At 43.8% G+C, this 23,498-nt stretch carries 27 protein-coding genes and 1 pseudogene; 20 read left to right on the top strand and 8 right to left on the bottom strand.

Features of this window, described 5'->3' with window-relative positions:
* Positions 1 to 146: 146 nt before the first annotated feature.
* The 7 genes and pseudogenes from EWV60_RS07290 to EWV60_RS07260 form a co-directional block, all read left to right on the top strand.
* Entirely contained in the window at positions 147 to 578 is a 432-nt protein-coding gene (locus EWV60_RS07290; RefSeq protein WP_103113052.1) for a DUF29 family protein, read from the top strand.
* Positions 579 to 585: 7 nt separating this feature from the next.
* Complete coding sequence (locus EWV60_RS07285; RefSeq protein WP_002750707.1) at positions 586 to 828, top strand: DUF5678 domain-containing protein; 243 nt, start codon at positions 586 to 588, stop codon at positions 826 to 828.
* 36 nt (positions 829 to 864) lie between these two features.
* Positions 865 to 1,878, top strand: a complete 1,014-nt coding sequence (locus EWV60_RS07280; RefSeq protein WP_287231686.1) for a WD40 repeat domain-containing protein — start codon at positions 865 to 867, stop codon at positions 1,876 to 1,878.
* 46 nt (positions 1,879 to 1,924) lie between these two features.
* Positions 1,925 to 2,497, top strand: a complete 573-nt coding sequence (locus EWV60_RS07275) for a Uma2 family endonuclease (RefSeq protein WP_287231685.1) — start codon at positions 1,925 to 1,927, stop codon at positions 2,495 to 2,497.
* A gap of 16 nt (positions 2,498 to 2,513) precedes the next feature.
* On the top strand, positions 2,514 to 3,329 hold the full coding sequence (locus EWV60_RS07270) for a DUF4351 domain-containing protein (RefSeq protein WP_123230918.1): 816 nt from the start codon (positions 2,514 to 2,516) through the stop codon (positions 3,327 to 3,329).
* Between the two features lie 49 nt (positions 3,330 to 3,378).
* Positions 3,379 to 3,720, top strand: coding sequence for a hypothetical protein (locus tag EWV60_RS07265; RefSeq protein ID WP_287231684.1), 342 nt, complete (start codon positions 3,379 to 3,381; stop codon positions 3,718 to 3,720).
* Positions 3,721 to 3,753: 33 nt separating this feature from the next.
* Positions 3,754 to 3,987: pseudogene (locus tag EWV60_RS07260) on the top strand (DUF4351 domain-containing protein); the annotation flags it as partial.
* A 23-nt stretch (positions 3,988 to 4,010) separates the two neighbouring features.
* Here EWV60_RS07260 and EWV60_RS07255 read toward each other — a convergent pair.
* Both EWV60_RS07255 and EWV60_RS07250 read right to left on the bottom strand, forming a co-directional pair.
* Positions 4,011 to 4,817, bottom strand: coding sequence for an MlaE family lipid ABC transporter permease subunit (locus tag EWV60_RS07255; RefSeq protein WP_002736708.1), 807 nt, complete (start codon positions 4,815 to 4,817; stop codon positions 4,011 to 4,013).
* 228 nt (positions 4,818 to 5,045) lie between these two features.
* Complete coding sequence (locus EWV60_RS07250) at positions 5,046 to 7,169, bottom strand: serine/threonine-protein kinase (protein WP_287231682.1); 2,124 nt, start codon at positions 7,167 to 7,169, stop codon at positions 5,046 to 5,048.
* Positions 7,170 to 7,377: 208 nt separating this feature from the next.
* Here EWV60_RS07250 and EWV60_RS07245 point away from each other — a divergent pair, with 208 nt between their 5' ends.
* The 3 genes from EWV60_RS07245 to EWV60_RS07235 all read left to right on the top strand — a co-directional run bounded on the left by EWV60_RS07245 (position 7,378) and on the right by EWV60_RS07235 (position 10,928).
* On the top strand, positions 7,378 to 8,046 hold the full coding sequence (locus EWV60_RS07245; RefSeq protein WP_016515509.1) for a hypothetical protein: 669 nt from the start codon (positions 7,378 to 7,380) through the stop codon (positions 8,044 to 8,046).
* 162 nt (positions 8,047 to 8,208) lie between these two features.
* A complete protein-coding gene (locus EWV60_RS07240; protein ID WP_287231681.1) occupies positions 8,209 to 9,378 on the top strand; it encodes an HhoA/HhoB/HtrA family serine endopeptidase in 1,170 nt (389 codons plus the stop codon).
* Between the two features lie 995 nt (positions 9,379 to 10,373).
* The gene (locus EWV60_RS07235; protein WP_002737808.1) at positions 10,374 to 10,928 is read left to right on the top strand and encodes a hypothetical protein; all 555 of its coding nucleotides are present in this window, start codon (positions 10,374 to 10,376) and stop codon (positions 10,926 to 10,928) included.
* On the opposite strand, the gene EWV60_RS07230 is transcribed toward EWV60_RS07235, so the two are convergent.
* The 3 genes from EWV60_RS07230 to EWV60_RS07220 all read right to left on the bottom strand — a co-directional run bounded on the left by EWV60_RS07230 (position 10,929) and on the right by EWV60_RS07220 (position 12,932).
* Positions 10,929 to 11,246 carry a hypothetical protein gene (locus EWV60_RS07230; protein ID WP_287231680.1) on the bottom strand — a complete coding sequence of 106 codons (318 nt, stop codon included), beginning with the start codon at positions 11,244 to 11,246 and terminating at the stop codon, positions 10,929 to 10,931.
* 122 nt (positions 11,247 to 11,368) lie between these two features.
* On the bottom strand, positions 11,369 to 12,259 hold the full coding sequence (gene crtR, locus EWV60_RS07225) for a beta-carotene hydroxylase (RefSeq protein WP_002777092.1): 891 nt from the start codon (positions 12,257 to 12,259) through the stop codon (positions 11,369 to 11,371).
* A gap of 163 nt (positions 12,260 to 12,422) precedes the next feature.
* Positions 12,423 to 12,932: a transcriptional regulator gene (locus tag EWV60_RS07220; protein WP_287231679.1), complete on the bottom strand. Its 510-nt coding sequence runs from the start codon at positions 12,930 to 12,932 to the stop codon at positions 12,423 to 12,425.
* Between the two features lie 396 nt (positions 12,933 to 13,328).
* Here EWV60_RS07220 and EWV60_RS07215 point away from each other — a divergent pair, with 396 nt between their 5' ends.
* The 7 genes from EWV60_RS07215 (at position 13,329) to EWV60_RS07185 (ending at position 21,434) form a co-directional block, all read left to right on the top strand.
* Positions 13,329 to 13,898, top strand: a complete 570-nt coding sequence (locus EWV60_RS07215; protein ID WP_193977043.1) for a PEP-CTERM sorting domain-containing protein — start codon at positions 13,329 to 13,331, stop codon at positions 13,896 to 13,898.
* 119 nt (positions 13,899 to 14,017) lie between these two features.
* Entirely contained in the window at positions 14,018 to 14,317 is a 300-nt protein-coding gene (locus EWV60_RS07210) for a nucleotidyltransferase family protein (RefSeq protein WP_002737761.1), read from the top strand.
* The gene (locus EWV60_RS07205; RefSeq protein WP_002738003.1) at positions 14,310 to 14,681 is read left to right on the top strand and encodes a HepT-like ribonuclease domain-containing protein; all 372 of its coding nucleotides are present in this window, start codon (positions 14,310 to 14,312) and stop codon (positions 14,679 to 14,681) included. The genes EWV60_RS07210 and EWV60_RS07205 overlap by 8 nt, the downstream gene beginning before the upstream one ends.
* Positions 14,682 to 14,770: 89 nt before the next feature.
* Positions 14,771 to 14,938, top strand: coding sequence for a hypothetical protein (locus EWV60_RS07200; RefSeq protein ID WP_287231678.1), 168 nt, complete (start codon positions 14,771 to 14,773; stop codon positions 14,936 to 14,938).
* A gap of 84 nt (positions 14,939 to 15,022) precedes the next feature.
* Positions 15,023 to 15,304, top strand: a complete 282-nt coding sequence (locus tag EWV60_RS07195; protein ID WP_002750657.1) for a DUF433 domain-containing protein — start codon at positions 15,023 to 15,025, stop codon at positions 15,302 to 15,304.
* Positions 15,305 to 15,464: 160 nt separating this feature from the next.
* Positions 15,465 to 20,039, top strand: coding sequence for a glutamate synthase large subunit (gene gltB / locus EWV60_RS07190; RefSeq protein WP_287231677.1), 4,575 nt, complete (start codon positions 15,465 to 15,467; stop codon positions 20,037 to 20,039).
* A 93-nt stretch (positions 20,040 to 20,132) separates the two neighbouring features.
* Positions 20,133 to 21,434 carry a Swt1 family HEPN domain-containing protein gene (locus EWV60_RS07185; protein ID WP_287231676.1) on the top strand — a complete coding sequence of 434 codons (1,302 nt, stop codon included), beginning with the start codon at positions 20,133 to 20,135 and terminating at the stop codon, positions 21,432 to 21,434.
* Between the two features lie 163 nt (positions 21,435 to 21,597).
* Here EWV60_RS07185 and EWV60_RS07180 read toward each other — a convergent pair whose 3' ends face one another.
* Positions 21,598 to 21,717 (bottom strand): type II toxin-antitoxin system Phd/YefM family antitoxin, encoded by a 120-nt coding sequence (locus EWV60_RS07180; RefSeq protein ID WP_002777099.1) that lies wholly within the window; start codon positions 21,715 to 21,717, stop codon positions 21,598 to 21,600.
* A gap of 244 nt (positions 21,718 to 21,961) precedes the next feature.
* Here EWV60_RS07180 and EWV60_RS07175 point away from each other — a divergent pair, with 244 nt between their 5' ends.
* Genes EWV60_RS07175 through EWV60_RS07165 form a run of 3 tightly spaced genes read left to right on the top strand, consistent with a single transcriptional unit; the run spans position 21,962 to position 22,811 of the window.
* Positions 21,962 to 22,201 carry a hypothetical protein gene (locus EWV60_RS07175; RefSeq protein ID WP_002777102.1) on the top strand — a complete coding sequence of 80 codons (240 nt, stop codon included), beginning with the start codon at positions 21,962 to 21,964 and terminating at the stop codon, positions 22,199 to 22,201.
* On the top strand, positions 22,201 to 22,629 hold the full coding sequence (locus tag EWV60_RS07170) for a putative toxin-antitoxin system toxin component, PIN family (RefSeq protein ID WP_193977036.1): 429 nt from the start codon (positions 22,201 to 22,203) through the stop codon (positions 22,627 to 22,629). Before EWV60_RS07175 ends, EWV60_RS07170 begins: the two co-directional genes overlap by 1 nt.
* Positions 22,626 to 22,811, top strand: a complete 186-nt coding sequence (locus EWV60_RS07165; protein ID WP_287231675.1) for a hypothetical protein — start codon at positions 22,626 to 22,628, stop codon at positions 22,809 to 22,811. Before EWV60_RS07170 ends, EWV60_RS07165 begins: the two co-directional genes overlap by 4 nt.
* Here the strand turns inward: EWV60_RS07165 and EWV60_RS07160 are convergent.
* Both EWV60_RS07160 and EWV60_RS07155 read right to left on the bottom strand, forming a co-directional pair.
* A complete protein-coding gene (locus EWV60_RS07160; protein ID WP_002750641.1) occupies positions 22,779 to 23,165 on the bottom strand; it encodes a type II toxin-antitoxin system VapC family toxin in 387 nt (128 codons plus the stop codon). The two genes, EWV60_RS07165 and EWV60_RS07160, sit on opposite strands and share 33 nt — an antisense overlap.
* Entirely contained in the window at positions 23,162 to 23,389 is a 228-nt protein-coding gene (locus EWV60_RS07155) for a type II toxin-antitoxin system Phd/YefM family antitoxin (protein WP_002763578.1), read from the bottom strand. The genes EWV60_RS07160 and EWV60_RS07155 overlap by 4 nt, the downstream gene beginning before the upstream one ends.
* Between the last annotated feature and the right edge of the window lie 109 nt (positions 23,390 to 23,498).

Here is a 23,498-nt window from a genome sequence, read left to right as displayed (position 1 = left end):
AGAACGGCCACAGCATAGCACAGAAAACCTCAAACTAGATGAAAAAATGATTAATTTTTTGCTCAAGATGGCCTTAAATGAGCTTTGGGATAGAGAGACTTGTGGCAAGATATAATTAAGGTATATTTGGGGGAAGAAATTGGATTATGGAAGAACTTTTAGAATTAAAAGCTTTGCTCTTAAAAGGTGATATTAAAGGTTCACTGGCGATTGTAGAAGAACTTGAAGATATGAGCAAAAATGGGATTATTAGCACCATTCGTAGTTATGCTGTTATCTTATTACTGCATTTGATTAAACAACAGGCAGAAAACCGAACCACTCGTTCTTGGGATGTCTCCATTCGCAATAGTGTTAGAGAAATTCAACGCCAAAATAAACGCCGAAAAGCGGCAGGATATTATTTAAGTGATGAAGAATTAACAGACACTTTAAACGATGCTTATCTTAATGCTTTGGATGCCGCTTCTTTAGAAGTCGAAGCAGCTTGTTATCAATCGGAGCAAATAGAAGCTTTAATTGACAAAAATAAACTGATTAGTGCTGCTTTTCTTCTCATAAAAACCGTCTCTCCTTAGAAAGATTATGACAGACTCAATCTCTCAAGAACAAGCCCAAGAAATGTTACGTTGGTTAAACAAAAATCGTGACACCGTGCTTGATTTGTATAAAAATCAATACATTGCCTATAATGAAAAAGGGGTCATTGCTCACGGTGAAAATTTACAGAATGTTCTGGAAGAAGCTAACACAACCAATCAAGAATTTGTCATTTATCTTGTTCCTCGTTGTCGTTATTCTATTCAAATTCTACCCGTTCAAGTTTAAAGTAGTTTAAGATGATTTTGACAACGGCAAAATTCTATGAAAATAACCCTTTATCAACCGACATTATCTTTATCATTGCTACTGTTGCTATCTGGTGGTTGTGCAGTCAATCAGGAAAAAGGCAAAATCATCACTCCGCAAGCACCTCCCCTAGCAGAAATGGTTCCTTGGCAGACCGTCGAACGGGTTACTATTTTAAAAGCCGATCAGGATCCCATCTATGCTTTGGCTATTAGTCCCGATAACTCCAGGCTGCTGAGTGGTAGTTTTGACGGCACGGTTAGGGAATGGGACCTAAAAACCCAAAAACCTCTCAGGACTTGGCAACTAGGAGATACTGTTAACGCTATCCAATTTAGTCCCGATGGTAAGACTTTCGTAACTGCCGATGCGGGGGGAAAAGTGCAACGCTGGAATACGCGCACGGGAAAATTAGAAATGACCTATCCTGGCCATGCTTTTCTCGTTACCGATGCCGCTATTTCTCCCGATGGCAAAATTTTGGCCACGGGTAGCTGGGATCGTACAGTTAAACTCTGGGATTTTCAGACGGGTACACTGTTAAAAACCCTGCGCGGCCATAATCATCCGATTCAGTCGATCGCATTTAGTCCCGATGGTAAAGGAATTGTGAGCGCCGATTACGATGGTTTCGTTAAACTGTGGAAAGTGAGTACCGGTCGCTTTATTCGTGCCTATGCGGGTAATTTATTCCCCGTTTATCGGGTGCTTTTTTCCAAGGATGGTAATACCGCTGGTACTGCTAGTCAAGACGGTTCGATCCGCGGTTGGCAAGTGAAAAGCGGCATCGGCACCACTACTATTCTCGCCCATAACGACGCTGTTACTGATATGGCCCTGCTCGATGGGGGCAAAGTTTTGGCCAGCACCTCCGGGGATGGAACCGTCAAATTTTGGGATGTTAATACCCGTTGGCGCTTGAATACCCTGAAGGGAAACGTCATCTTAAGAATGGTTGCCAGTCAAGATGGTCGTTGGTTAGTCACTGGAGATCGAGACGGTGCGATCGCAATCTGGCGGGGAATCTAATTGACTATAATTAAGACTAGAGTGTTTTCTAGGGTGAAATATAGCTATGGCAGCAGTGATTTTAAACTTAGATACAGTCAATCTCACCGATGAGCAGTTTTACCGTCTCTGTCAAGTTAACCCAGATTGGCAATTGGAAAGAAACGTTCAAGGAGAATTAATTGTGATGCCACCTGTTGGGGGAATTAGCGGCAACCGAGAGGCCGATTTTATTAGTTTGCTTTGGTTGTGGAATCATCAAACCCAATTGGGTAAAGTCTTTAGTTCGGCGACGATTTTTCGTTTGCCGAAAGGCGGATATCGCGCTCCTGATGCCGCTTGGGTGAGTTTAACTCGTTGGCAAGCTCTAAGTCGAGAAGAACAGGAGAAATTTCCGCCTATTTGTCCTGATTTCGTCATTGAACTGCGCTCCCGTAGCGATTCCCTCCCAGAAATTCAAGCGAAAATGCAGGAATATCTCCACAGTGGTTTGCGATTAGGTTGGCTAGTTAATCCTCAACAACAACAGGTGGAAATTTATCGTCCTCAGCAACCCGTAGAAATTATGGAACTACCCGCTAATTTCAGCGGAGAGGATGTCTTACCAGGCTTTAGTCTATTTATCTCTATTTTTGAGTAAAATATAGTCAAGACTGATGTATGATTCTACTTGTAAATTTATCGCCCTGGAATATTCGAGAGATTTAGCCACTTGGTTATTAGGTAAACCTTTGGATTTAACCGAAATTAAACCCTCAGAGTTATCATTAGAGCCGATAAGAGCCGATAGTTTAATCTTTTTGGAGTCAGAAGAACTAATCTTACATATTGAGTTCCAAACCGACCCTAAAGAGGATATTCCCTATAGAATGCTCGATTATGCCACAAGACTCTATCGACGCTATCAAGGCAAACCTATCTATCAGGTAGTGATTTATCTAAGGAAAAGTACCTTACCCCTAGTCAGACAGAATGACTATCAACAGGGAAAAACTTATCATCAATTTGAGGTGATTAGACTATGGGAACAACCCTATCAACCCTTATTGCAAGCACCGGGACTATTGCCCTTTGCTATACTAGCTCAAGCTGAGGAGCAAGAGAATTTACTGCGGCAAATCGCCCAAAAAATCGAACAAATCAGCGACAGTCGAGAACAAAGCAATCTGGCTGCCTCCACCGCAATTCTCGCCGGATTAGTATTAAACAAAGACATCATTCAACAATTGTTGAGGAAGGACATTATGAAAGAATCTGTCATCTATCAGGAAATCAAAGGGGAAGGAAGACAAGAAGAAGCCATCAATTTGCTTCTACGTCAATTAAATCGGCGTATAGGTGGCATTTCTGCCGAATTATCTGCCAATATCCAAAGTCTTTCTCTAGAAAATTTAGAAAACTTAGGAGAAGCTTTATTAGATTTTCAGTCAGTAGAGGACTTAGAACAATGGCTAGAAAATGAGCGTTTTTAACTAATTTACTGCGGTTATTTTTATTCTATTAATTCCCTCTATTATCATTATGTCAGATCATCAAGCTAGTTATGCCGTCAATGCAATGTTAGGTCGATTGTATTTGAAAAATAAGGCGTTTCAGTCCCTAAGTTTTGAAGAACAACAGTCGATAGTTTTGGACATAATTAAAGAATCATTCCGTTGCGATGTCAATATCGGTGAAATTCTCAGCAATGAGTGTTTTTATGATTTTGATGATGTGGAAGAACAGAGAACGATAGCAACGATATTTAAAATTTGTTCCTACTGTGGTCAAGCATCAGCTAACGTACAAGACGATGGAGATAATTTTAGAAAAGCAGCAATTTGTTCCGATTGTCTTGCTAAATACTTCCCCGGTGGATATTAGAGATAATTTAATCTCAACCTAGGGATAATCAATATTCAACAATTGTTGAGGAAGGATATTATGAAAGAATCTGTCATCTATCAAGAAATCAAAGAGGAAGGAAGACAAGACGGAGCCGTCAACTTGCTTCTACGTCTATTAAATCGGCGTATAGGTGAAATTTCTGCCGAATTATCCGCCAATATCCAAAGTCTTTCTCTAGAAAATTTAGAAAACTTAGGAGAGGCTTTATTAGATTTTCAGTCAGTAGAGGATTTAGAACAATAGCTAGAAAATGAGCGTTTTTAACTTTACTGTCCAAATAAAACCGAACTATTACCAGAGCCTTGGAACAAGATCCAAGTCATCAGCAGATTAGATACAAAAATCGCTAAGAGCATAGTGACTACGGCTGCGGTCGTAGCTTGGCCAACTCCTTTAGCACCGCCATCGGTCGTTAAACCCCAATTACAGCCGATAATCGCAATTAAAGCCCCAAAAACCAACCCTTTAACCGGTCCACTCAGCACGTCTCCCACGCGCAGGAAACCGCGAACCGAGTCGAGAAAAACTGAATTAGCAATCCCGTATAAACTTTGGCCGACCAGCAAACCGCTACCTAAACCGATCAGCAGCGCCATAATACTCAAAGCGGGAACCATCAGACAACAGGCAATTAAACGAGGCAGCACCAGATATTCCACGGGATCGGTTTTGAGCATATAGAGTGCGTCGATCTGCTCTGTCACCTTCATGGTGCCGATTTCCGCCGCAAAAGCCGATCCTACCCGACCGGCTACCACGATCGCCATCATAATCGGACAGAGTTCCCGACCGAGAGCAAGGGCCAAAATTCCCCCCACCATACTGCCAGCACCCAAAGCTTGGAACTCCCGGGCCACTTGGATGGTAAAGATCATCCCGATCACCGCAGCCGTGATCATGGCGATAATCAGCGAAGCAGGCCCAGCTGCCACCATTTGTTCTTGGGTGACGCGCCAATCGGGTTTGCGCGTGAATAGGAAGTAAAAAACCCTGCCGGTTAAGAGTATCGCTAACCAACAGCGCCGAAACCAAGAGCTTAATTCCTTGCTAAAAATCGCCAATAAATCCTTCATGGCCACCAAAATCGATCGGACTAGAGAAAAGTCTATCCTGTTTTGTCTTCTAACTCCCATTTCCTACCACGCTATGGATAGCGCAGAATTTTTATACTGAACTAAAATAGCGATCGCTGATTAGCTGGTAGTGAATAATTAGAACTCTTGCAAATTGATTATATGTTATAGTAATAGGTTGGCCAATTCAAGTCTGAATTGGATCACTATCTGAAAAAAGAGCGGAAGTTAGGGAACTGGTTCCTCGCTATCCACTTTCGGGGTTGGGTTTTGGGGAGATTGCTGAAGTTCTTGCCAGCGAGTTTCTGCCAGTTGTTTTTGTGTTTGCACTTCTTGGTCATTGGAACGATAACGAAGTGATTCTTGATAAGCTTGAATCGCTCGCTCGTATTGACCGAGTTTAAACCAACTATTGCCTAAACTTTTCCAGGTTTCGGGGTTATCTTTTTGTCTTTGAATCGCCTGTTGATAGGCGGTTATGGCTTGGGAATAGTCGCCTAAACGATAGCAAGCGTTACCGATACCGATAAAAACTTCGGCTTTTTGGGAAGAAATACGGCGAGCTTTTTCGTAGGATGCGATCGCTTCTTGAAATCTTTCCAGTTGATGAAGTAATGCGCCTTGATTTAACCAAGCTTGATAATAATTAGAATTGGCTTTAGTTGCTTGAGTAAATGCCTCCAAAGCTTCTGAATTGCGGCCTAATTTTTGCAGAATAATCCCTTGACTATAGTGAGCTTGGGAAAATTGGGGATTAAATTGTCCGGCTTTGCTATAACTTTCTAAAGCATTATTAATTTTATTTAATTGATACAAACTATTACCTTTTTGATACCAAATTAAGGCATTATCTGACTCGATCGCTAAAGCCTGATCGTAGGCTTTAACTGCCCCTTCATAATCCTCAAGATTTTGTAATGACCAGCCTTTTTTATACCAGATTTTGGCATCATTTTGCTGAAAAGTTAACAATTTTTCAAGAGCTTTTTGGGCGGCGGAATATTGTTGCAGTTCTAGATAAATATCGGCTTTACCTTGCCAAGCTTGACTAGCGGCAGGATTAAGAGATAAGACCCGCTCAAAACTTTCTAAAGCCTCCTGATTTTTATCTAATTTATCTAAAGCTTCCCCGCGACCGAGCCAAGCTTGCCAAGCGGAATCTGGGTTAATTTGAATAGCTTTTTCGTAGGTATTTAAAGCTTCCGAGTATCTTTTTAAAGCCAATAAAGCATCGGCTTTTCCTTGCAATGCCTCAAGATAATCGGGATTAATTTTTAAGGCTTGACCATAGGAATTAAGGGCATCAGTATAACGTTTGAGTTGATAAAAAGTCTGACCTTGTTGATAGTAACCAAGAGAATTACGAGAATTTTGCCAATAGTCAAACCCCAGATAAGCACCAGCTATTAAACCAATTGTCCCCGATACAAACAAGATTTTTGTTAGCAAAGATTTCCCTTGACGAGCAACTTGACTTTGAGATTTCACTGCCTGGGTAATTTTCGGATCGAGATGATGAATTTTTCCTAATTTTCTCAGAGCGATTAATGCTTCACTGGCGCTGGTATAACGCTGACGAAAATCATAGCAGATCATGCGATCGATAACATCACTAAACTCGGCGCTAGTCATGGCCAAATGTTGCCAGAGAATTTCCCCCGTGCGAGCATCCAAGGGAATATCTTCGGGAGCTTTACCGGTTAAAGCTTGTAATCCAATCATACCAGTGGCATAGATATCGCTACTAAAACGGGGATAACCTTGGGCCTGTTCACTGGGGAAATAACCGGGAGTACCGATAGCGACTGTAGAAACGGTTTTACCTTCTTTAACTACTTGAGTGCTAATTTGTTTGACAGCACCAAAATCAATTAAAACCAATTGATCATCTTGGCTGCGACGAATAAGATTGAAGGGATTAACATCGCGATGGATCACCTGTTTCTGATGGACAAATTCGAGAATTGAGAGAATTTCTATTAATAAAGCCACTACTTTCTCTTCATTTTGCCTATAGACACCGGCAGTAATTTCTGTGGCTAAATCTTCCCCTTCAATGTATTCTTGCACGAGGAAAAATTGCCCATTTTCCTCAAAATAAGCAAATAAACGGGGAATATGGCGATGATTGCCCAATTCTTGCAGGATTTTCGCCTCGGTTTCAAAGAGTCGTCTAGCGATGGCTACAGTTTCGGCATTCCGGCACTGGGGTTGAAATTGTTTGATCACACAGCGATTTTGATTGGGTAACTGGCGATCGCAGGCCAAAAAAGTCTGTCCGAATCCCCCTTTTCCCAATTGACGGATAATTTGGTAGCGATGACTAAGGATTTTTCCGGCAGCGAGTTCCATAGACGATGGCAATCCGAGGTTTTTTACCATTCTAGGCTTTTCGGCTCTCTTTTGCGGTCGATGGACAAAACGCAGAAATTCCCCTATTCTACTTTTTTCCCTCTCTATAGGGAAAAAATTCCCTGTTGAGGGGACTGACATGACAGACAGAAAAAAATAATCTAGAAACAGAGAAAGTTCACTGTTGTTTTTTCAGAGGATAACCGCTATGTCTATCAATCCTGTTACCAGAGCCAGTACAGCCTTACTGATTACCCTGCTCATGGGTTCCATGTCCGGCACTTTTCCCGTCCTCGCTCAAAGTAATATTAATCGGCAAAGTCTCATCGCTCAACAAATCTCGATTCCGGCGGGAACAGTTATCCCTTTGAATTACGAGAAAGCCGATAAAATTTTAGTTTCTAAAAGTGATGTTATTCCTCTGACTTTAACCGTAGCCAGAGATATTCGTAACCGGAATGGGAGTGTGGTGATTGCAGCGGGAAGTGAAGTCAAGGGTACTTTACAAGCGATGGGCCAAGGTGTGCGGTTTATTGCCGAGGAAATTCGCCTCGATGGGGGTAATCGCACTATTCCCCTCAATGCCACTTCGCGATTAATTACTACCACTGAAACCGTGCGTAAAGGGGCAAAAACTCAAGATATCTTAGCGGGAACCGTCGCCGGTGCGGGGGCAGCCACAGCGATCGCTGCCCTTACGGGCGATCGCAAGATCGAAGTTCTCGATGTCTTAGCGGGGGCAGCCGTGGGAACCCTTGCAGGATGGGGTTTACCGACGGCGGGAATTGTCGGTGGTAGTTCCGCGCAGTTATACTCTGTTAACCCCGATCGAGATTTAAATATTACCCTGCAATCGCCCCTAGTGATCAGAGATTAGTAAACGGCAAACCATCACCAAATCCGCCAGCAGACGGATTTGGTGTCAATCGTCGGTTATTTCTGGATTTAAACGGAGCGATCGATTTGTTAGATTTTTAATAGTCGGTCTGTCAACCGATAGACAGAAACAGTTAAAACATCAGAATTCAGAGATCAAAGTATGAAACTTCCTACAGGGTTACGGCGAACTATTACCCACGCTTTGGCAACTTTTCTGGGAGTTATGCTCGGTTTTAGCAGTTTAGCGGCGGTAAATGCTCAAAATCTGCCCACTGCTGCCGCCGATCTGGCCAGAATCCCCCCAGAGATGACGGCGGAAAGTTTTGTCGCTAAGGCAGTGGCCCGCACGGGTGCGGCAGTGGTGCGAATTGACACCGAAGCGATCATTACTCGTCCCAATAGCCCCTTTTTTGATGATCCTTTTTTTCAGGAGTTTTTTGGGGAACAGTTTCGTGTTCCCACCCAGCAGCGAGTAGCGGGCCAGGGATCGGGTTTTATTATCGATGGCAGTGGTTTAATCTTAACTAATGCCCATGTGGTCGATAATGCCGATAAGGTAACGGTAACTTTAAAAGATGGTCGTAGCTTCAAGGGAGAAGTACGCGGTACTGATGAGATCACTGATTTAGCCGTGGTGAAAATTAATCCCCAAGGGGAAAAATTACCTGTGGCCGTCCTGGGCAATTCCGCATCCATACAAGTGGGGGACTGGGCGATCGCAGTAGGCAATCCCGTCGGTCTAGATAATACGGTAACTTTAGGAATTATTAGCACGATCGGGCGCTCGGCGGCTAAGGCGGGTATTCCCGATAAACGCATTGATTTTATCCAAACCGATGCCGCTATTAACCCCGGCAATTCCGGCGGTCCTTTACTCAACGCCCAAGGGGAAGTCATCGGCATCAATACGGCGATTCGTGCTGATGCCATGGGGATCGGTTTTGCCATTCCCATCGACCGGGCCAAGCAGTTACAAGCGACCCTAGAATCAGGTCAAAAGGTGGCCCATCCCTATATCGGTGTGCAGATGGTTAATCTAACTCCCGATTTAGCCCGGGCTAATAATCAAAACCCCAATTCTCCCATGATTGTGCCGGAAGTGTCGGGAATTTTGGTGGTGAAAGTCCTACCCAATACCCCCGCCGAAAAAGCCGGGATCCGTCGCGCGGATGTGATTGTTAAAGCTAATAATCAACCGGTTAGCGATGGCGCTGAGTTACAGGAAATGGTGGAAAAAACTGGAATTGGTCAATCTTTACCCCTAAGAATCAGAAGGGGGGAAAGGGCGATCGATCTCACCGTAATCACCGCCCAAATGTCAAATCAGTAATCGGCAGTCCGGAGTCAGTTATCAGATGTGAGTTTTCAGTTCACTGATCACGGTTCTTCGTTACTTGGTATAGTTCGATCGGGTGGCATAAATCGACTAAATCCTTATCTGGCAAGAGACTTAATTGATTAGCTCGCTCTAGATCGAAAACAATTGACAAATATCGCAGCAATGTCTTTCTCTATAAGGGTTTCATCTCCTATCATCCCGTCCCTTGCATAAGACAAACCGAAGAGCCCAAAAAAGACCAGGTAAGGATGAGAAAGTCTTAGAAAAGAAGATACAAGAAATTTTTAAAAGTTATCGTTTAACTGGATATATTGAATACTAAATTGATAAAAAGATTAGTTATAAAAAAGTCTATAAAGGTCGTGGAAGAGGAGTCTATTTATAAGTACCTAAGCAAAATGGGCTCTCTGTATTCTAAGATACATTCTTCCTAGCGAGGGGGTGGAACGAACCACAAAGACACAAAGGACACAAAGACTGATCAATCCTATGTAAGTTAAACTTATCACACAGAACCTAGAAGAGCCGCAAAATTAATTACACATATCTAACCACCTCTTGCCTTTTGCCTATCTTCACTAGCAAATTAATTTTGCACGACTACTTACTACTGACTACTTGGCTTCGGGATGAAACCGAGTCAGTCCGAACCGCTCAATCCTTTATTGGGTAAGCTTTTTAACCTGTTTGACCCACTCTTGCTCGAAAAAATGAGCGAACGATGAGTAACCAGGGACTTTCACTTGGGGCATCTCAATTTTGTAGAAATATCTATATTACATTTTGGGCGCACGCAGTTCAATAAACTCACTGACCACGATGCGCCCCTACCATTGGTGCAATAAGCCCTCTTTTAATAACTGCTGCTGCTCACCTATATGTGAGAGAAAGTTACCAATATGAGATGCAGCCCTTTCACCTTGAGGATTTATTCGGTAACGAGAAAATGCTATGATTCGGGTTGAATTTACCAAGTTTATTAAATTATGCGTTCTCCCCAATTAATTGTTCTATTGCTCGGTTTATCCCTTCTCCCCGGTATCTCCCCCCCTTTTGTCCATGCTAATCCCTCGATAGTGCCGGTGAAACAATCGGGTAATCGCGATTGGGGACAAAAAATCAGTGAAGCGGAAATTAAAGCAATGATTCAAGACATTGAAACCGCCATTAAAGATAAAAATATCCCCCTAATCCTCAAACACTATGCCCCGTTTATTTCCTCGCAATTGACCATTAAAACCGATGCTAGTACCGAAATTTTTGAGTTAGATGGCATCACGGAACATAAAATATTTTTAGAGGAATCCTACAAAAATATTAAAAGTATAGAGGTTCTTTCTGAGAATTGGGACGTGGATATTCTTGCTAATAACGAGATGGCGATTATCACTCGCGAGCGGGTAGTCAATATTACCAATACTGAGGGTGATAACTATATAGTGGCATCGGAAGCGGTGGCTAAAGTCGCTCCCATCGACGGCAAATTGAGGATATTTTCCATTCAAGAAACCGCCGAAGTGGGACGCAGACCAAAAAAATAATTAACTTCTCCGGTTGGGACTGGACCAACCCGACTCCCGCCGTCTTCTTCCCTCGATAAAACCGTCATCGTAGTCTCTGGAATTGCGCGGATTATCATAGCGGGCAAAGTTAAACCCGTCCTCTAGTCCGCGCTGAAATTCTTGCTCTGGTGGCACAAATCGATAACGTTGTCTATTATCCTGTACCGCCCGGTTGATTAACAAGGCCCCCGCTCCAATACCAACGGCCTCACCAAAGGTTAAAGACTTAGCATAATTGATGTTAATTGTCAAGAGAGTTGTTGTTAAAATTAAGGCTTTTCCCCAATGTTGACTCATAAAATCCTCCTTCAAAAAATCAGGTTGACAACAAAACCAGTACAGATAGAGAGTTTCTCACAAAATCGACCACCGACTCCCTAAAATGAAAACTTTGTACCTCATCATTACGATAAATAAGATCAAGAAGTTTTAGAAGAATGGGAGTGAAAGCGAATACCTAGGAAGACATCGTAGAGGAAACTCCAGAAATTCTTACCTTGCAGTAAACCCAAAGACTGTTCACAGTCTTTTGCGTCTAAAAGCGGTTTAGTGGCATAGTATGCCGGTTGGTATTTGTACCAGGGAATCGACGGCCAAAGATGATGCACGAGATGATAATTCTGCCCTAAAATCAGCAGATTTAACAGGGGACTGGGGTAAACTCGGGCATTTTTCCAACGATTACGCTCTTGGAAAGGACGATGGGGGAGATAATCGAAAAATAAACCGAGGGCAATTCCCACCACTAAAGCGGGAACAAACCAAAAATTCATCACATAGCTGATAAAACCGTATTGACAGGCGACGATGACTATGGTAGCCACAAAAAGACGACTGAGGAACCATTCCAGCAGTTCGTATTTTCGCCAGAGTTGCCGCTTAAAAAAGAAAATCTCGTGATAAAAAAATCTGGCCGCAATCATCCACAAAGGGCCACCAGTGGAGACAAAATGATCTGGATCATTTTCGGGATCGTTAACGTGAGCGTGGTGCTGTAAATGGACTCTAGTGAAGACCGGAAAGGCAAAACCGAGCATTAAAGCACTGCCATGACCTAAAATAGCATTAAATACCCGATTGCTATGGGCAGAATTATGAGAAGCATCGTGGATAACTGTCCCCGATAAATGTAAAGCGAGGACATTAGCACTAAAACAAATCCAGTCCGGCCAGGACCATAGCCAATAGCCACAGGTAGATAGGGTTATTAGGCTCAAGGCACTGAAAAACATGGTAACGTTTGGGTTGAAGCCCCCCGGTGCTTTTAAATACTCTTTGGGGACTGTCAGCAACATCTCGGCCGACTGCATTATGGGTGTTGCTCCTTATTGTGTTCGCTTTACTGGCGTAAATTATCATACTACGCCTTTTTCATAAAGTTTTGTAACATTATCTTAATTAATCTAAAGCTATGAAGAAAGTAAGGATTTGTTATATGGTCTTCCCCCCTCAGTCCCCGAAGGAAAAGCGAGGCTACAAGAGAAAATCACGGGCGCTTAACGCCAGTTTCGCACTTAAACGATTAAAAAATTCGGCTAGAGACTCGGCTTGAGAGGGAGCGATCGCTTGTTTCCCCCCTATCACCGATTCTACTCTATCCCGATCGCCGAAAATATCGACAAGACACTCCCTATCGATATCGAATTCATCAAGTAAAGATTCTAACGTAGCGGTAGGATTTGTTCGGGCGATCGGATAATATTTCCGCTCGTATTCTTCCACTAATAACACCAGTAAATCGAATAATATTCCTTCGTCATTGCTTAACTCCCGTGACATCATCTCTTCAATTATGCTTAAAAATCGCTCGTATTCTTGCGAGTTATTAATCGGTTTCGGTTGATACTGCAAGCGACCTTGAACCTCTACTAAATTTTTCCAGTTAGCCTTACTAGCGAAGTTATACCAATCGCTCAGAGCGTCTTCCGCGTCCGAGTGACGTTCCCAAAACTCTCGTAATTTAACTTTACTGATCACGCGCATCGATCGCTAGTTTTATTGCTCTCTTTAACTTAGATAAGTAGCTGGTTATAATTAAATTAAAAATGGATTTTAGGTTCGATCCCCCCTGCCCCCCTTGATAAGGGGGGTGCCGATAGGCGGGGGGATCCCCCTTAATAAGGGGGGCATCTGATAATTTTTAACGCCTACCTACTTAAACATTGATCGCTCTAATAATCATAGTATATGTCAATTTGACCGATCGCCCCCCGCACCCCAGAAAAGCGCACCACTTCGCGCATCTCTGGGAGATCGCCCTCAATCCCCAATCGAGTAATCAATAGCTAGATAAAGCATAATAAATATAAATAGAAACAACCTTGACAAAATCGGGGGGGGGGGTAAAATTCGGGGGAATTTAGCTACACAATGTCTTCTATGCCACTCAAAAGTTCCCTTTGCTATTCCGTCGCCCTCGCCACGGTAGCCACCGCCACCCTTGCACCGGTTGCCAGCGCCGCAACTTTTAACTTTTCCTACACCTCCAGCTTAGGAACCATCACTGCGACGGTGGACGGAACCCTGCAACCAGATAACAACACGGTATTCGTCAGTTCTATCAGTAATACCACCTTTAACGGCTCTGCCGCCCCCGCTCTTCCGTTCGTAGGTTCTTATCTCAATGCCATTCTTGCCGGTGTAATAACGGGTCAGGCGGTGCTATCCTTAGACGGATCGGGACTGGATTTTGTCGCTTGTGACACGACGTTGTGTGATAATAATGGATTCGGCTTTTTGCCCCCTAACGGCATTATAGGTAACACGACCGACCTGTTCGCTTCCGCCGGTGGCTACGGTAGTCTTGGGAGTGGCGAACCCTTCGTTCTCGCCAATTATTCCCTGACCCCGGCTGGTACTCCCACCGTTCCCGAACCGGCGACGGTTCTCGGTTTACTCTCCGTTGCTGGGGTCGGTCTTTTGTGCAAAGGCCGGAAACTGGAAGGGTAATTTTGACCGACTAAAAATTAAATTGATTGGGAACGGGTTGTGCGATTGTGGCGGCCCGTTTTAGTCTTTGATCAGGATCGGAAGATCGATCGCACAATTAACCAAAGGGAATAAATCAGATGGTAGATAAAATCACTGCCAACGACATATTGGAACGTTTACGAACCCTGAAACCCGAACTAGCGGAACGATACGCGATCAATCGAATCGGCATTTTCGGCTCGGTAGCCAGAGAGGAAACCCGACCGACGAGCGATATAGATATAGTGGTATATATGCCCCCCGATCTGCTTAAAAGAGTCAGACTGAAAGCCGAACTAGAGAACCTATTCGGACGGGAAGTGGACGTGATCCGCTATCGGGATTCTCTGAATCCTTACCTCAAGGCACGGATCGATCGAGAGGCCATTTATGTGTGATCGATCGCTTCTATTCGAGTTATTACTAGAGCTTGAAGAGGCGATCCGCCGGATCGAGCGGCGATTTACCCGGATTCAAAAAGCCGATGATTTCATCGCCGATGATGATGGACTCGATCGATTGGATGGCATTAGTATGATGTTGATTGCGATTAGTGAAAATATTAGAAGACTCGATCGGCTAATGGCAGAGAGTTTAGCGAATCGCTATCCGGAAATTCCTTGGTCGGAGATTAAGGGAATCAGAAATATTCTCGCCCACGATTATTTTGACATCGATCCAGAGGAAATTTATCGGATTTGTAGGGAGGATCTGGCGATTTTGAAGCGGGTACTCGGGAAAATACGTCACGACCTCTTGTAATTATCGAAATTTCCCAATCAAACTGCTCCGCTCGGTCTTCACCCCGACATTTTTGATAAGGTTAAAAATCGCTTGCAGGGTTTAAGGTGATGGAAGGAAAAGAAACAGGACTAAATGAACGGGAACTAGAGGAAATTCTGGAAATGGCACGGGATGCGGCGGAAAAAGCCCGATCAATGGGCGAGGTAATTACAGAAAATTCAAAAAAATGGCGAGAAAGAGCGAAACAATCGCCGCAAGTGAGATCGGGTGGCTGAAGTAACCGAACCGATATTTATGGGGAATAGTCGGGGGTTCGATCGATACGATAAACTAAACGATATCCACTCCAGAAAGCGGCGATGGTTCAAGCGACCGAATATCTCTATATCGTTCGAGACGACGAGATCTTACACGGGGAACCAATTATCAAAGGAACGCGTACACCCGTCCGCGCCATCGTCGAAACTTGGCGTCTGGGGGTCGCTCCCGAAGAAATACCCCTAGGAATGCCCCATCTGACGTTAAGTCAGATTTTCAGTGCGTTGACCTATTACAGCGACCATCTAGAGGAAATTAACGCTTATATCGAGCATAACCGCGTTCCCGACGACTTAATCGATCCGCTGCTAAAAAATTCGTGAATAATCTCTTCGGCATAAAGGAACCCTTGTCACATCGAAACATTTCCTTAAGATATAAGACCGAAGGTCCAGTCTGGATACAAAATTGATATACCTAGAATCGCTACTCTGGCTCACCCTCTAGGCCATTCCCTTCCAGACTGCTAGGCTATTAGACAAGATGAATAACAATCAAACTCCACGGAAACAAGGACTATACGATCCCCGATTTGAACATGATGCTTGTGGTGTCGGTTTTATCGTTCATAAAACGGGGAAAAAGTCCCACGATATTGTTGAACAGGCCTTAACAATTTTACTAAACCTCGATCACCGTGGCGCGTGCGGTGCGGAAAAAAATACCGGAGATGGAGCGGGTATTTTGTGCCAAATCCCTGACCTATTTTTCCGGAAAGTGACCAGCAATCTAGGTTTTACCTTGCCAGCAGCGGGACAATACGGGGTAGGAATGCTCTACACGGCCCCTGATGCCGAAATTCGCGGGAAAAGTCGCCAGGAATTCGAGAAAATCGCCGCCGAAGAGGGGTTAAGAGTTCTCGGTTGGCGTGATGTTCCCACGGATAACTCCAGTTTAGGCAATTCGGCCAAATCTACCGAACCCTTTATCGAACAGGTTTTCATCGAACGCGATGCCAATTTAAGCGATGATCTGGCCTTTGAACGCAAATTATACGTTATTCGCAAACGTTCCCACCTCAGTCGTCAATCCTTTAATCGTTACTGGTATCCTTGCAGTATTTCGAGTCGTACCATTGTCTATAAAGGGCAATTAATGCCGGTACAGGTGGGTGACTATTTCCCCGATTTACACGACCCCGACTTTCAAAGTGCTTTAGGATTAGTCCATTCTCGTTTTAGTACCAATACCTTCCCCAGTTGGGAACGCGCCCACCCTTACCGTTATATTGCCCACAATGGCGAAATTAATACCCTGCGAGGTAATATTAACTGGATGCACGCCCGTCAGTCGATGTTTGCCTCACCCTTATTCGGGGAAGACATCAAAAAAATCCAGCCGGTCATTAATATCGAAGGTAGTGACTCCTTAATTTTTGATAATGCCCTAGAATTAATGGTTTTATCGGGGCGTTCTCTTCCTCACGCTGTCATGATGATGATTCCTGAACCCTGGGCAGCCCACGAATCGATGAGTGATGAGAAAAAAGCTTTCTATGAATACCATTCCTGTTTGATGGAACCCTGGGATGGTCCGGCCTCGATCGCTTTTACCGATGGTACGATGATGGGAGCAGTGTTAGACCGCAATGGTTTACGTCCTTCCCGTTACTACGTCACCAAGGATGACCTAGTAATTATGGCATCGGAAGCGGGAGTTTTACCCATTGAACCGGAACGCGTCGCTTTTAAAGGTCGTCTGCAACCCGGCCGGATGTTCCTTGTGGATATGAAAGAAGGTCGTATCGTGGCCGATGAGGAGATAAAAGAAGGTATTGCCAAAGCCAAACCCTATCGTCAGTGGTTAAACGAAAATTTAGTCAATTTAGACGATTTACCGGCCGTTGAAACTGCTCCACCGGAAACTGCTGTTTCCCTAATTCAACAGCAAACCGCTTTCGGTTACACTTTTGAAGAATTACGTCTTTTATTAGCCCCCATGGGCCGGGATGGAGTGGAAGCAGTGGGTTCCATGGGTTCCGATACACCCCTAGCCGTCTTGTCCGATCGCCCAAAACTGCTTTATGATTACTTTCAGCAGTTATTCGCCCAAGTCACTAACCCCCCGATTGACTCGATTCGCGAAGAAATTATCACCTCTCCCATCACCACTATCGGTGCGGAAAGAAATCTTTTGGATCCGCAGCCGGAAAGCTGTCACCTGATTAAACTTAACTCTCCCATCCTCACTAACGCCCAATTAGCGCGTTTACAGGGCAATAGCGAATTTAAAACCGTGACTATTCCCATTCTCTTCGATCCCACTTCGGGAGTCGAGGGAATGCGTGGCACAATTGAGGCAATTTGTCAAGAGGTGGACGAGGCAATTTTAGCGGGCGCGAGCATTATTATTTTAAGCGATCGAGGTATCGATAAAAATCACGCCCCGATTCCCTCACTGCTGGCGGTTGCCGGTTTACACCACCACCTCATCCGGCAGGGAACCCGCACCAGAGTCGGCCTTGTCCTGGAATCCGGCGAACCCCGGGAAGTGCATCACTACGCCCTTTTACTCGGTTATGGTTGCGGTGCGATTAATCCCTATCTAGCCTTTGCCACCCTCGGCAGTATGATCGAGGAAGGTTTATTGGTAGGAGTTGACCACCAGAGTGCCTGTAAAAACTACATAAAAGCCGCCACCAAGGGCGTAATTAAAGTGGCCTCTAAAATTGGCATTTCTACCCTGCAAAGCTACCGTGGGGCGCAAATATTCGAGGCTATCGGCTTAAATCGATCGGTAGTCGATCGCTATTTTACTTGGACAGCTTCCCGCATTGAAGGGGCCGATTTAGAAATTATTGCCCGGGAATCCCTACTCAGACATGGCCACGCTTTCCCCGACCGGGATGTTAATGTGCATACCCTCGATATTGGCGGTGAATATCAATGGCGTAAAGACGGGGAAGCCCATCTTTTTAGCCCAGAAACCATTCACACCCTGCAACAAGCGGTAAAATTGGGCAAATACGACCTCTTTAAGAAATATTCCCAACTGGTCAACCAACAAAATCAAAAATTCTTCACCCTGCGGGGACTATTAACCTTTAAAAACCGGGAAAGTATCCCCATCGAAGAGGTGGAACCGATTGAAGCGATTATGAAACGCTTTAAAACCGGGGCCATGAGTTACGGGTCCATTTCCAAAGAGGCCCACGAATCCCTCGCTATTGCCATGAATCGTATCGGTGGCAAGTCGAACACCGGGGAAGGGGGCGAAGATTCCGAGCGCTACACTTGGACAAATGAACGGGGAGACTCGAAAAATAGTGCCATTAAACAGGTGGCTTCCGGCCGTTTTGGTGTCACCAGTCTTTACCTCTCCCAAGCGCGAGAATTGCAGATAAAGATGGCCCAGGGGGCAAAACCGGGCGAAGGCGGTCAATTACCAGGTAAAAAAGTCTATCCTTGGATTGCCAAAGTCCGTCACTCCACCCCCGGAGTCGGTTTAATCTCTCCCCCACCCCACCACGATATCTACTCCATTGAAGACCTAGCGGAGTTGATTCATGACCTAAAAAATGCCAATCGTGCGGCCAGAGTGAGCGTAAAACTGGTTTCTGAGGTGGGAGTTGGCACAATCGCCGCCGGAGTCGCTAAAGCTCACGCTGACGTGGTTTTAATCTCTGGTTTCGATGGTGGGACCGGAGCCTCACCCCAAACCTCGATTAAACACGCGGGTTTACCCTGGGAGTTGGGACTAGCAGAAACCCATCAAACATTGGTGTTAAATAATCTTCGCAGTCGCATTGCGGTGGAAACCGATGGCCAGATGAAAACCGGCCGCGATGTGGTGGTAGCGACCCTATTGGGGGCCGAAGAATTCGGTTTTTCGACCGCGCCACTGGTGACGTTAGGCTGTATTATGATGCGGGTTTGTCATCTTAATACCTGTCCGGCGGGGGTAGCGACCCAGGATCCGTTATTACGGAAGAATTTCATCGGAGATCCCGAATATACGGTGAATTTCATGAAATTTATCGCCCAGGAAGTGCGGGAAATTATGGCCGAATTGGGATTCCGCACCTTAAATGAAATGGTGGGGCGAACTGATGTATTAGAGCCGAAACAGGCTGTAGAACATTGGAAAGCGAAAGGAATTGACCTAACTCCGATTCTCTATCAACCGGAGGTAGATGCAGAGGTAGGACGCTATTGTCAGATTCCCCAGGACCACGGTTTAGATAAGTCCTTGGATATAACCGTTTTAGTGGATTTATGCAAAGATGCCATTGAAAAAGGCGAAAAAGTCAAGGCGACACTACCGATTAAAAATATTAACCGCGTGGTGGGGACGATTTTAGGCAACGAAATCACTAAACGTCACTGGGAGGGTTTACCCGAAGATACCGTACATCTCCATTTTCAGGGCAGCGCGGGGCAGAGTTTCGGTGCTTTTGTTCCCAAAGGGGTGACACTGGAGTTAGAAGGGGATGCTAATGATTATGTGGGTAAGGGTTTAAGCGGTGGCAAAATCATCGTTTATCCGCCCAAAGGTTCCACTTTTGTGGCCGAGGAGAATATTATCATCGGTAATGTGGCTTTATACGGTGCAACCAGTGGTGAGGTGTATATTTCTGGGGTTGCTGGGGAACGTTTTGGGGTGCGTAACTCTGGGGTGACTACGGTGGTTGAGTCCGTTGGCGACCACGCTTGCGAGTATATGACTGGGGGTAAAGTCGTTGTTTTAGGGCCTACCGGTCGCAATTTCGCCGCCGGAATGAGTGGTGGTGTCGCCTACGTCCTCGATGAGTCGGGGGATTTCGCCACTCGTTGCAATACCCAAATGGTAGCTTTAGAGGCGCTAGAAGGGGAAGAAATCAACGATTTACGCGAGTTAATTCAACGCCATGCTGATTACACCCAAAGTCAAAAAGCAGCCCTGGTTTTAGCAAATTGGTCGGAAATGTTGCCCAAGTTTGTTAAGGTAATGCCCAAGGATTATAAGCGGATGTTGCAGTGTATTAAAGAGGCGTTAGATTCTGGTTTAACTGGCGATTCTGCCCTCGATGCGGCTTTTGAAGCCAACGCCCGCGATGTGGCAAGGATTGGCGGTAGTTAGAGGTTAAGGGGGCTGAATAAGCCCCCTTTTTTTCAATAGACAAGTTAAAATAGAGGGTAGATGTTGTTTATAGACCTAACTCCTGTCATTCCAATGGACACACAAAACAATTTTCTCACCTTTGAAATTTTTGCATTTGACACTTCTAATCAATCTCATATCAAAACTCCTGATAATTTAGTCCATCTTCTCGCCTCGAATAATTCATTTTGGAAGGGAACACAACAAATAGATTGTAACAGTCGCCAAATCAAGGATAATTTTATAGAAATTACAGTAAATCCAATTAAATTTGATCAAGACAGCAAAGATAAATGTATTACAGGTTTTTCAATTGTTGTAAAGGGAGAATATGGTTGTTTAGAACCTCAACGTATTCCAATTTTAAAATTTTTCAAAGAACAAAAATTAGAAACACTGGATATAGTAAAAGACGAAATTTCTGAACAGATTGCTAATCAAATTTATCCTTATATTAATCGTGTGGAACGCCGTTTAAGAGACTACATAACGAAATTCATGACAACCAAGATAGGAGTGGATTGGTGGACAAAGGTATCCACCCAAGATTTTAGAAAGAAAGTTGATCAGAGAAAAAATAATGAAAAAGAATTTGCAAGCCATATTGACAATCAACTCTATCTGATAGATTTTGATGATTTAGGTTCGATTATATACAAGCTTTCATCTGGTTGTATAACCAAAGAGGATTTAATTAAAGAAATTGATAGGCTTGAAGAAACTCCCGAAGCAATTCGTAAATTAAGAGAAGAAATTAAAAGCAACGGTGATAAGTTTTTTAAGGAATCATTTAAAGACAGAAATTTTCAATCTAATTGGGAGAAACTGTATAAAACCAGAAACAAAGTAGCTCATAATAATCTTTTTACCCAAAAGGAGTTGGACGAAGCCCAAAAAATATACCAAGACTTAATTCAAACAATCAAGAACGCGGAGCAGAAACTTGAAGGACTGATATTAACTACTGAAGAAGTAGGATTAATACAAGAAGAAGCAAATTCTATAGAAGATAGACAATATCCCATCGAAAAATTGATGGATATAGTAGGAAAGTTACCATCCAAAAAATTGATGGCTCCATTAAGAAAGTCACCATCCAAAAAGATGGATCTAGTAGGAAAGTTACCATCATGCCATTCTCTTATCACTCCTTCTGGCTTAAACTTAAGACGAATGAAAACCGAAAAATTGATGGATGCATTAAGAAAGTTACCATCCGAAAAATTGATGGATCTATTAAGAAAGTCACCATCTGACGGGTTCTTCGGTTTGTGCTATGCAATGGACGGAGTTATAAGGGATGAAACCCTTATAGAGAAGGACATTGATGCGATTTTGTCAATTGTTTTCGATCTAGAACGAACTAATCAATAGAACTCTTGCAAGATAAGGATTTAGTCGATTTATGCCACCCTTTAGGAAGTTGATGGGTGCTGCTACTGAGTCGGGATTCCTTGAGTGTGTAACAGAGCAGAGTATGGCTATCGATTAGACATTTCAAAGCAGATACTCCGCGAAGTCTTGTAAGTGTTCTTTATCATCGGCTTAATTTTGCCAGTGGGAAATTATTATCGGTAATTAACAATTCTTCCCCTAGTTTGAGATTGTATATCAGTTCGGGCAGTTTGGCTTGAGCTTCTTGGAGAGAGACAATCATAATTTTACGGCAAGCGGTAAGATGAAAGGACTTTCTAGGCCGATAATACTAAATCCGTTGAGTAACGCACAGAAAACGGGTTTCTCCGAGAAACCCGTTTTCTACTCATGCAAAAATAACCAGATTTGTTATAATTTCTCGATTCTAACTGATCGACGCAGAGAAGGGATAGGCGAACAGAAAACCCTCTCCATTAAGGACTCGTGTTAAACTGATTAATCATGCTGGTGTCTAGAATTGACCTATGCCGAACTTAACCTTAAGCAACGAACAAGTTATCGACTTATTCAAACAACTCCCCGAAGCACAGCAACAGGAAGTTTATAAAATTCTCATCCTCAGTCAGTGGAGACAGTTGGAACCAGTATTTAATGAAGGAGCAGAAAGAGCTAGAATCGTAGCCAAAGAACGCGGTTATGATTGGGATACTATGACGGAAGACGAAAGAGAAGAATTTATCGATGAAATCGTTCACGAAAAATAGTGACCTATGTAGTTGTTTTTGATACAAATATATTAATCTCTGCTTGGCTGTCTAAAAGCAGCCCTACATTTTCCTGTTTATCGTTAGCGAAGACGGGATCGGTATCTTCAGTAACTTGCCAAGAGATTTTAGACGAATTATCCGAAAAACTCCAGCAGAAATTTCAAATATCTGAACGGGGACTTAGAGAATATATCGCGGAAATTCGTCAATTTTCTAGCCTTGTTCCGATAACAAGACAACTGAGAGCGGTTCCCAACGATCCCGATGACGATATGATCATAGAATGTGCAATCGCTGGCAAGGCTACCCATATTATCACGGGAGACAAACATCTTCTTTCACTGGTTGAATATCAAAATATTCAGATCGTGAAAGCAAAAGACTTTTTGGACTTTTTAGATCGAAATAATAACCATGAATTATGAACTTTACTCAATGGGATTTTATTAAAAGATATTCGCGAAGCAAGATTATCCGCAGGAGACGTGGGAAATTGGTAGAAAAACATCAAATCGAGGGATTAGAAACGGGTTATAGTGTCGAGTTTTCCGATAGGTTGAGAAAAACGATCGCCCTACCAAAGACGTTGAATACCGTACCGATCTAAAATAGTATCTACACTAATAATCGGAATATTTTCAACAATGGCTTGAGCTACCAGAAGGCGATCAAAGGGGTCTTTATGATAAAAAGGAAGGGTGATCAGCGCATCCGTATGTTCTGGTGTGATGGCAAGGATATTAAATTGATATTGATTAAGGCATACGTCGATAAAATCTTTGTAAGATTGATGTAAAATGAGTTTACCGATACTGATTTTGATGGCGATTTCCCAATAGGATGCTGGGCTGATTAATATTTCGTTATTTTGGTTAATAATTAGTTGATGGGCGGCGCTACTTAGTGGGGATTCGTTGAGTGTGTACCAAAGCAGAGTATGGGTATCGATTAGACATTTCAATGCAGATACTCCGCAAAGTCTTGTAAGTGTTCTTCATCATCGGCCACGATGGTAATCATTCCTTTACATAGGCCAGGCCCCGGACGTTGGGGAGATGTGGGGGTTTGCCCGATTAATTTGGCTAGTGGGAGATTATTATCGGTAATCAACAATTCTTCTCCCGGTTTGAGATTGTATATCAGTTCGGGCAGTTTGGCTTGAGCTTCTTGGAGAGAGACAATCATAATTTTACGGCAAGCGCGAAGATGAAAGGACTTTCTAGGCCGATAATTTCTCGATTCTAACCGATCGAAGCCCGGAAGGTGTAGGCGAACCGAAAACCTTCTCCATTGA

This window comes from Microcystis sp. Msp_OC_L_20101000_S702, assembly GCF_007095705.1.
GTDB lineage: Bacteria > Cyanobacteriota > Cyanobacteriia > Cyanobacteriales > Microcystaceae > Microcystis > Microcystis ichthyoblabe_A.
This window is presented reverse-complemented; position numbering and strand designations above follow the sequence as displayed.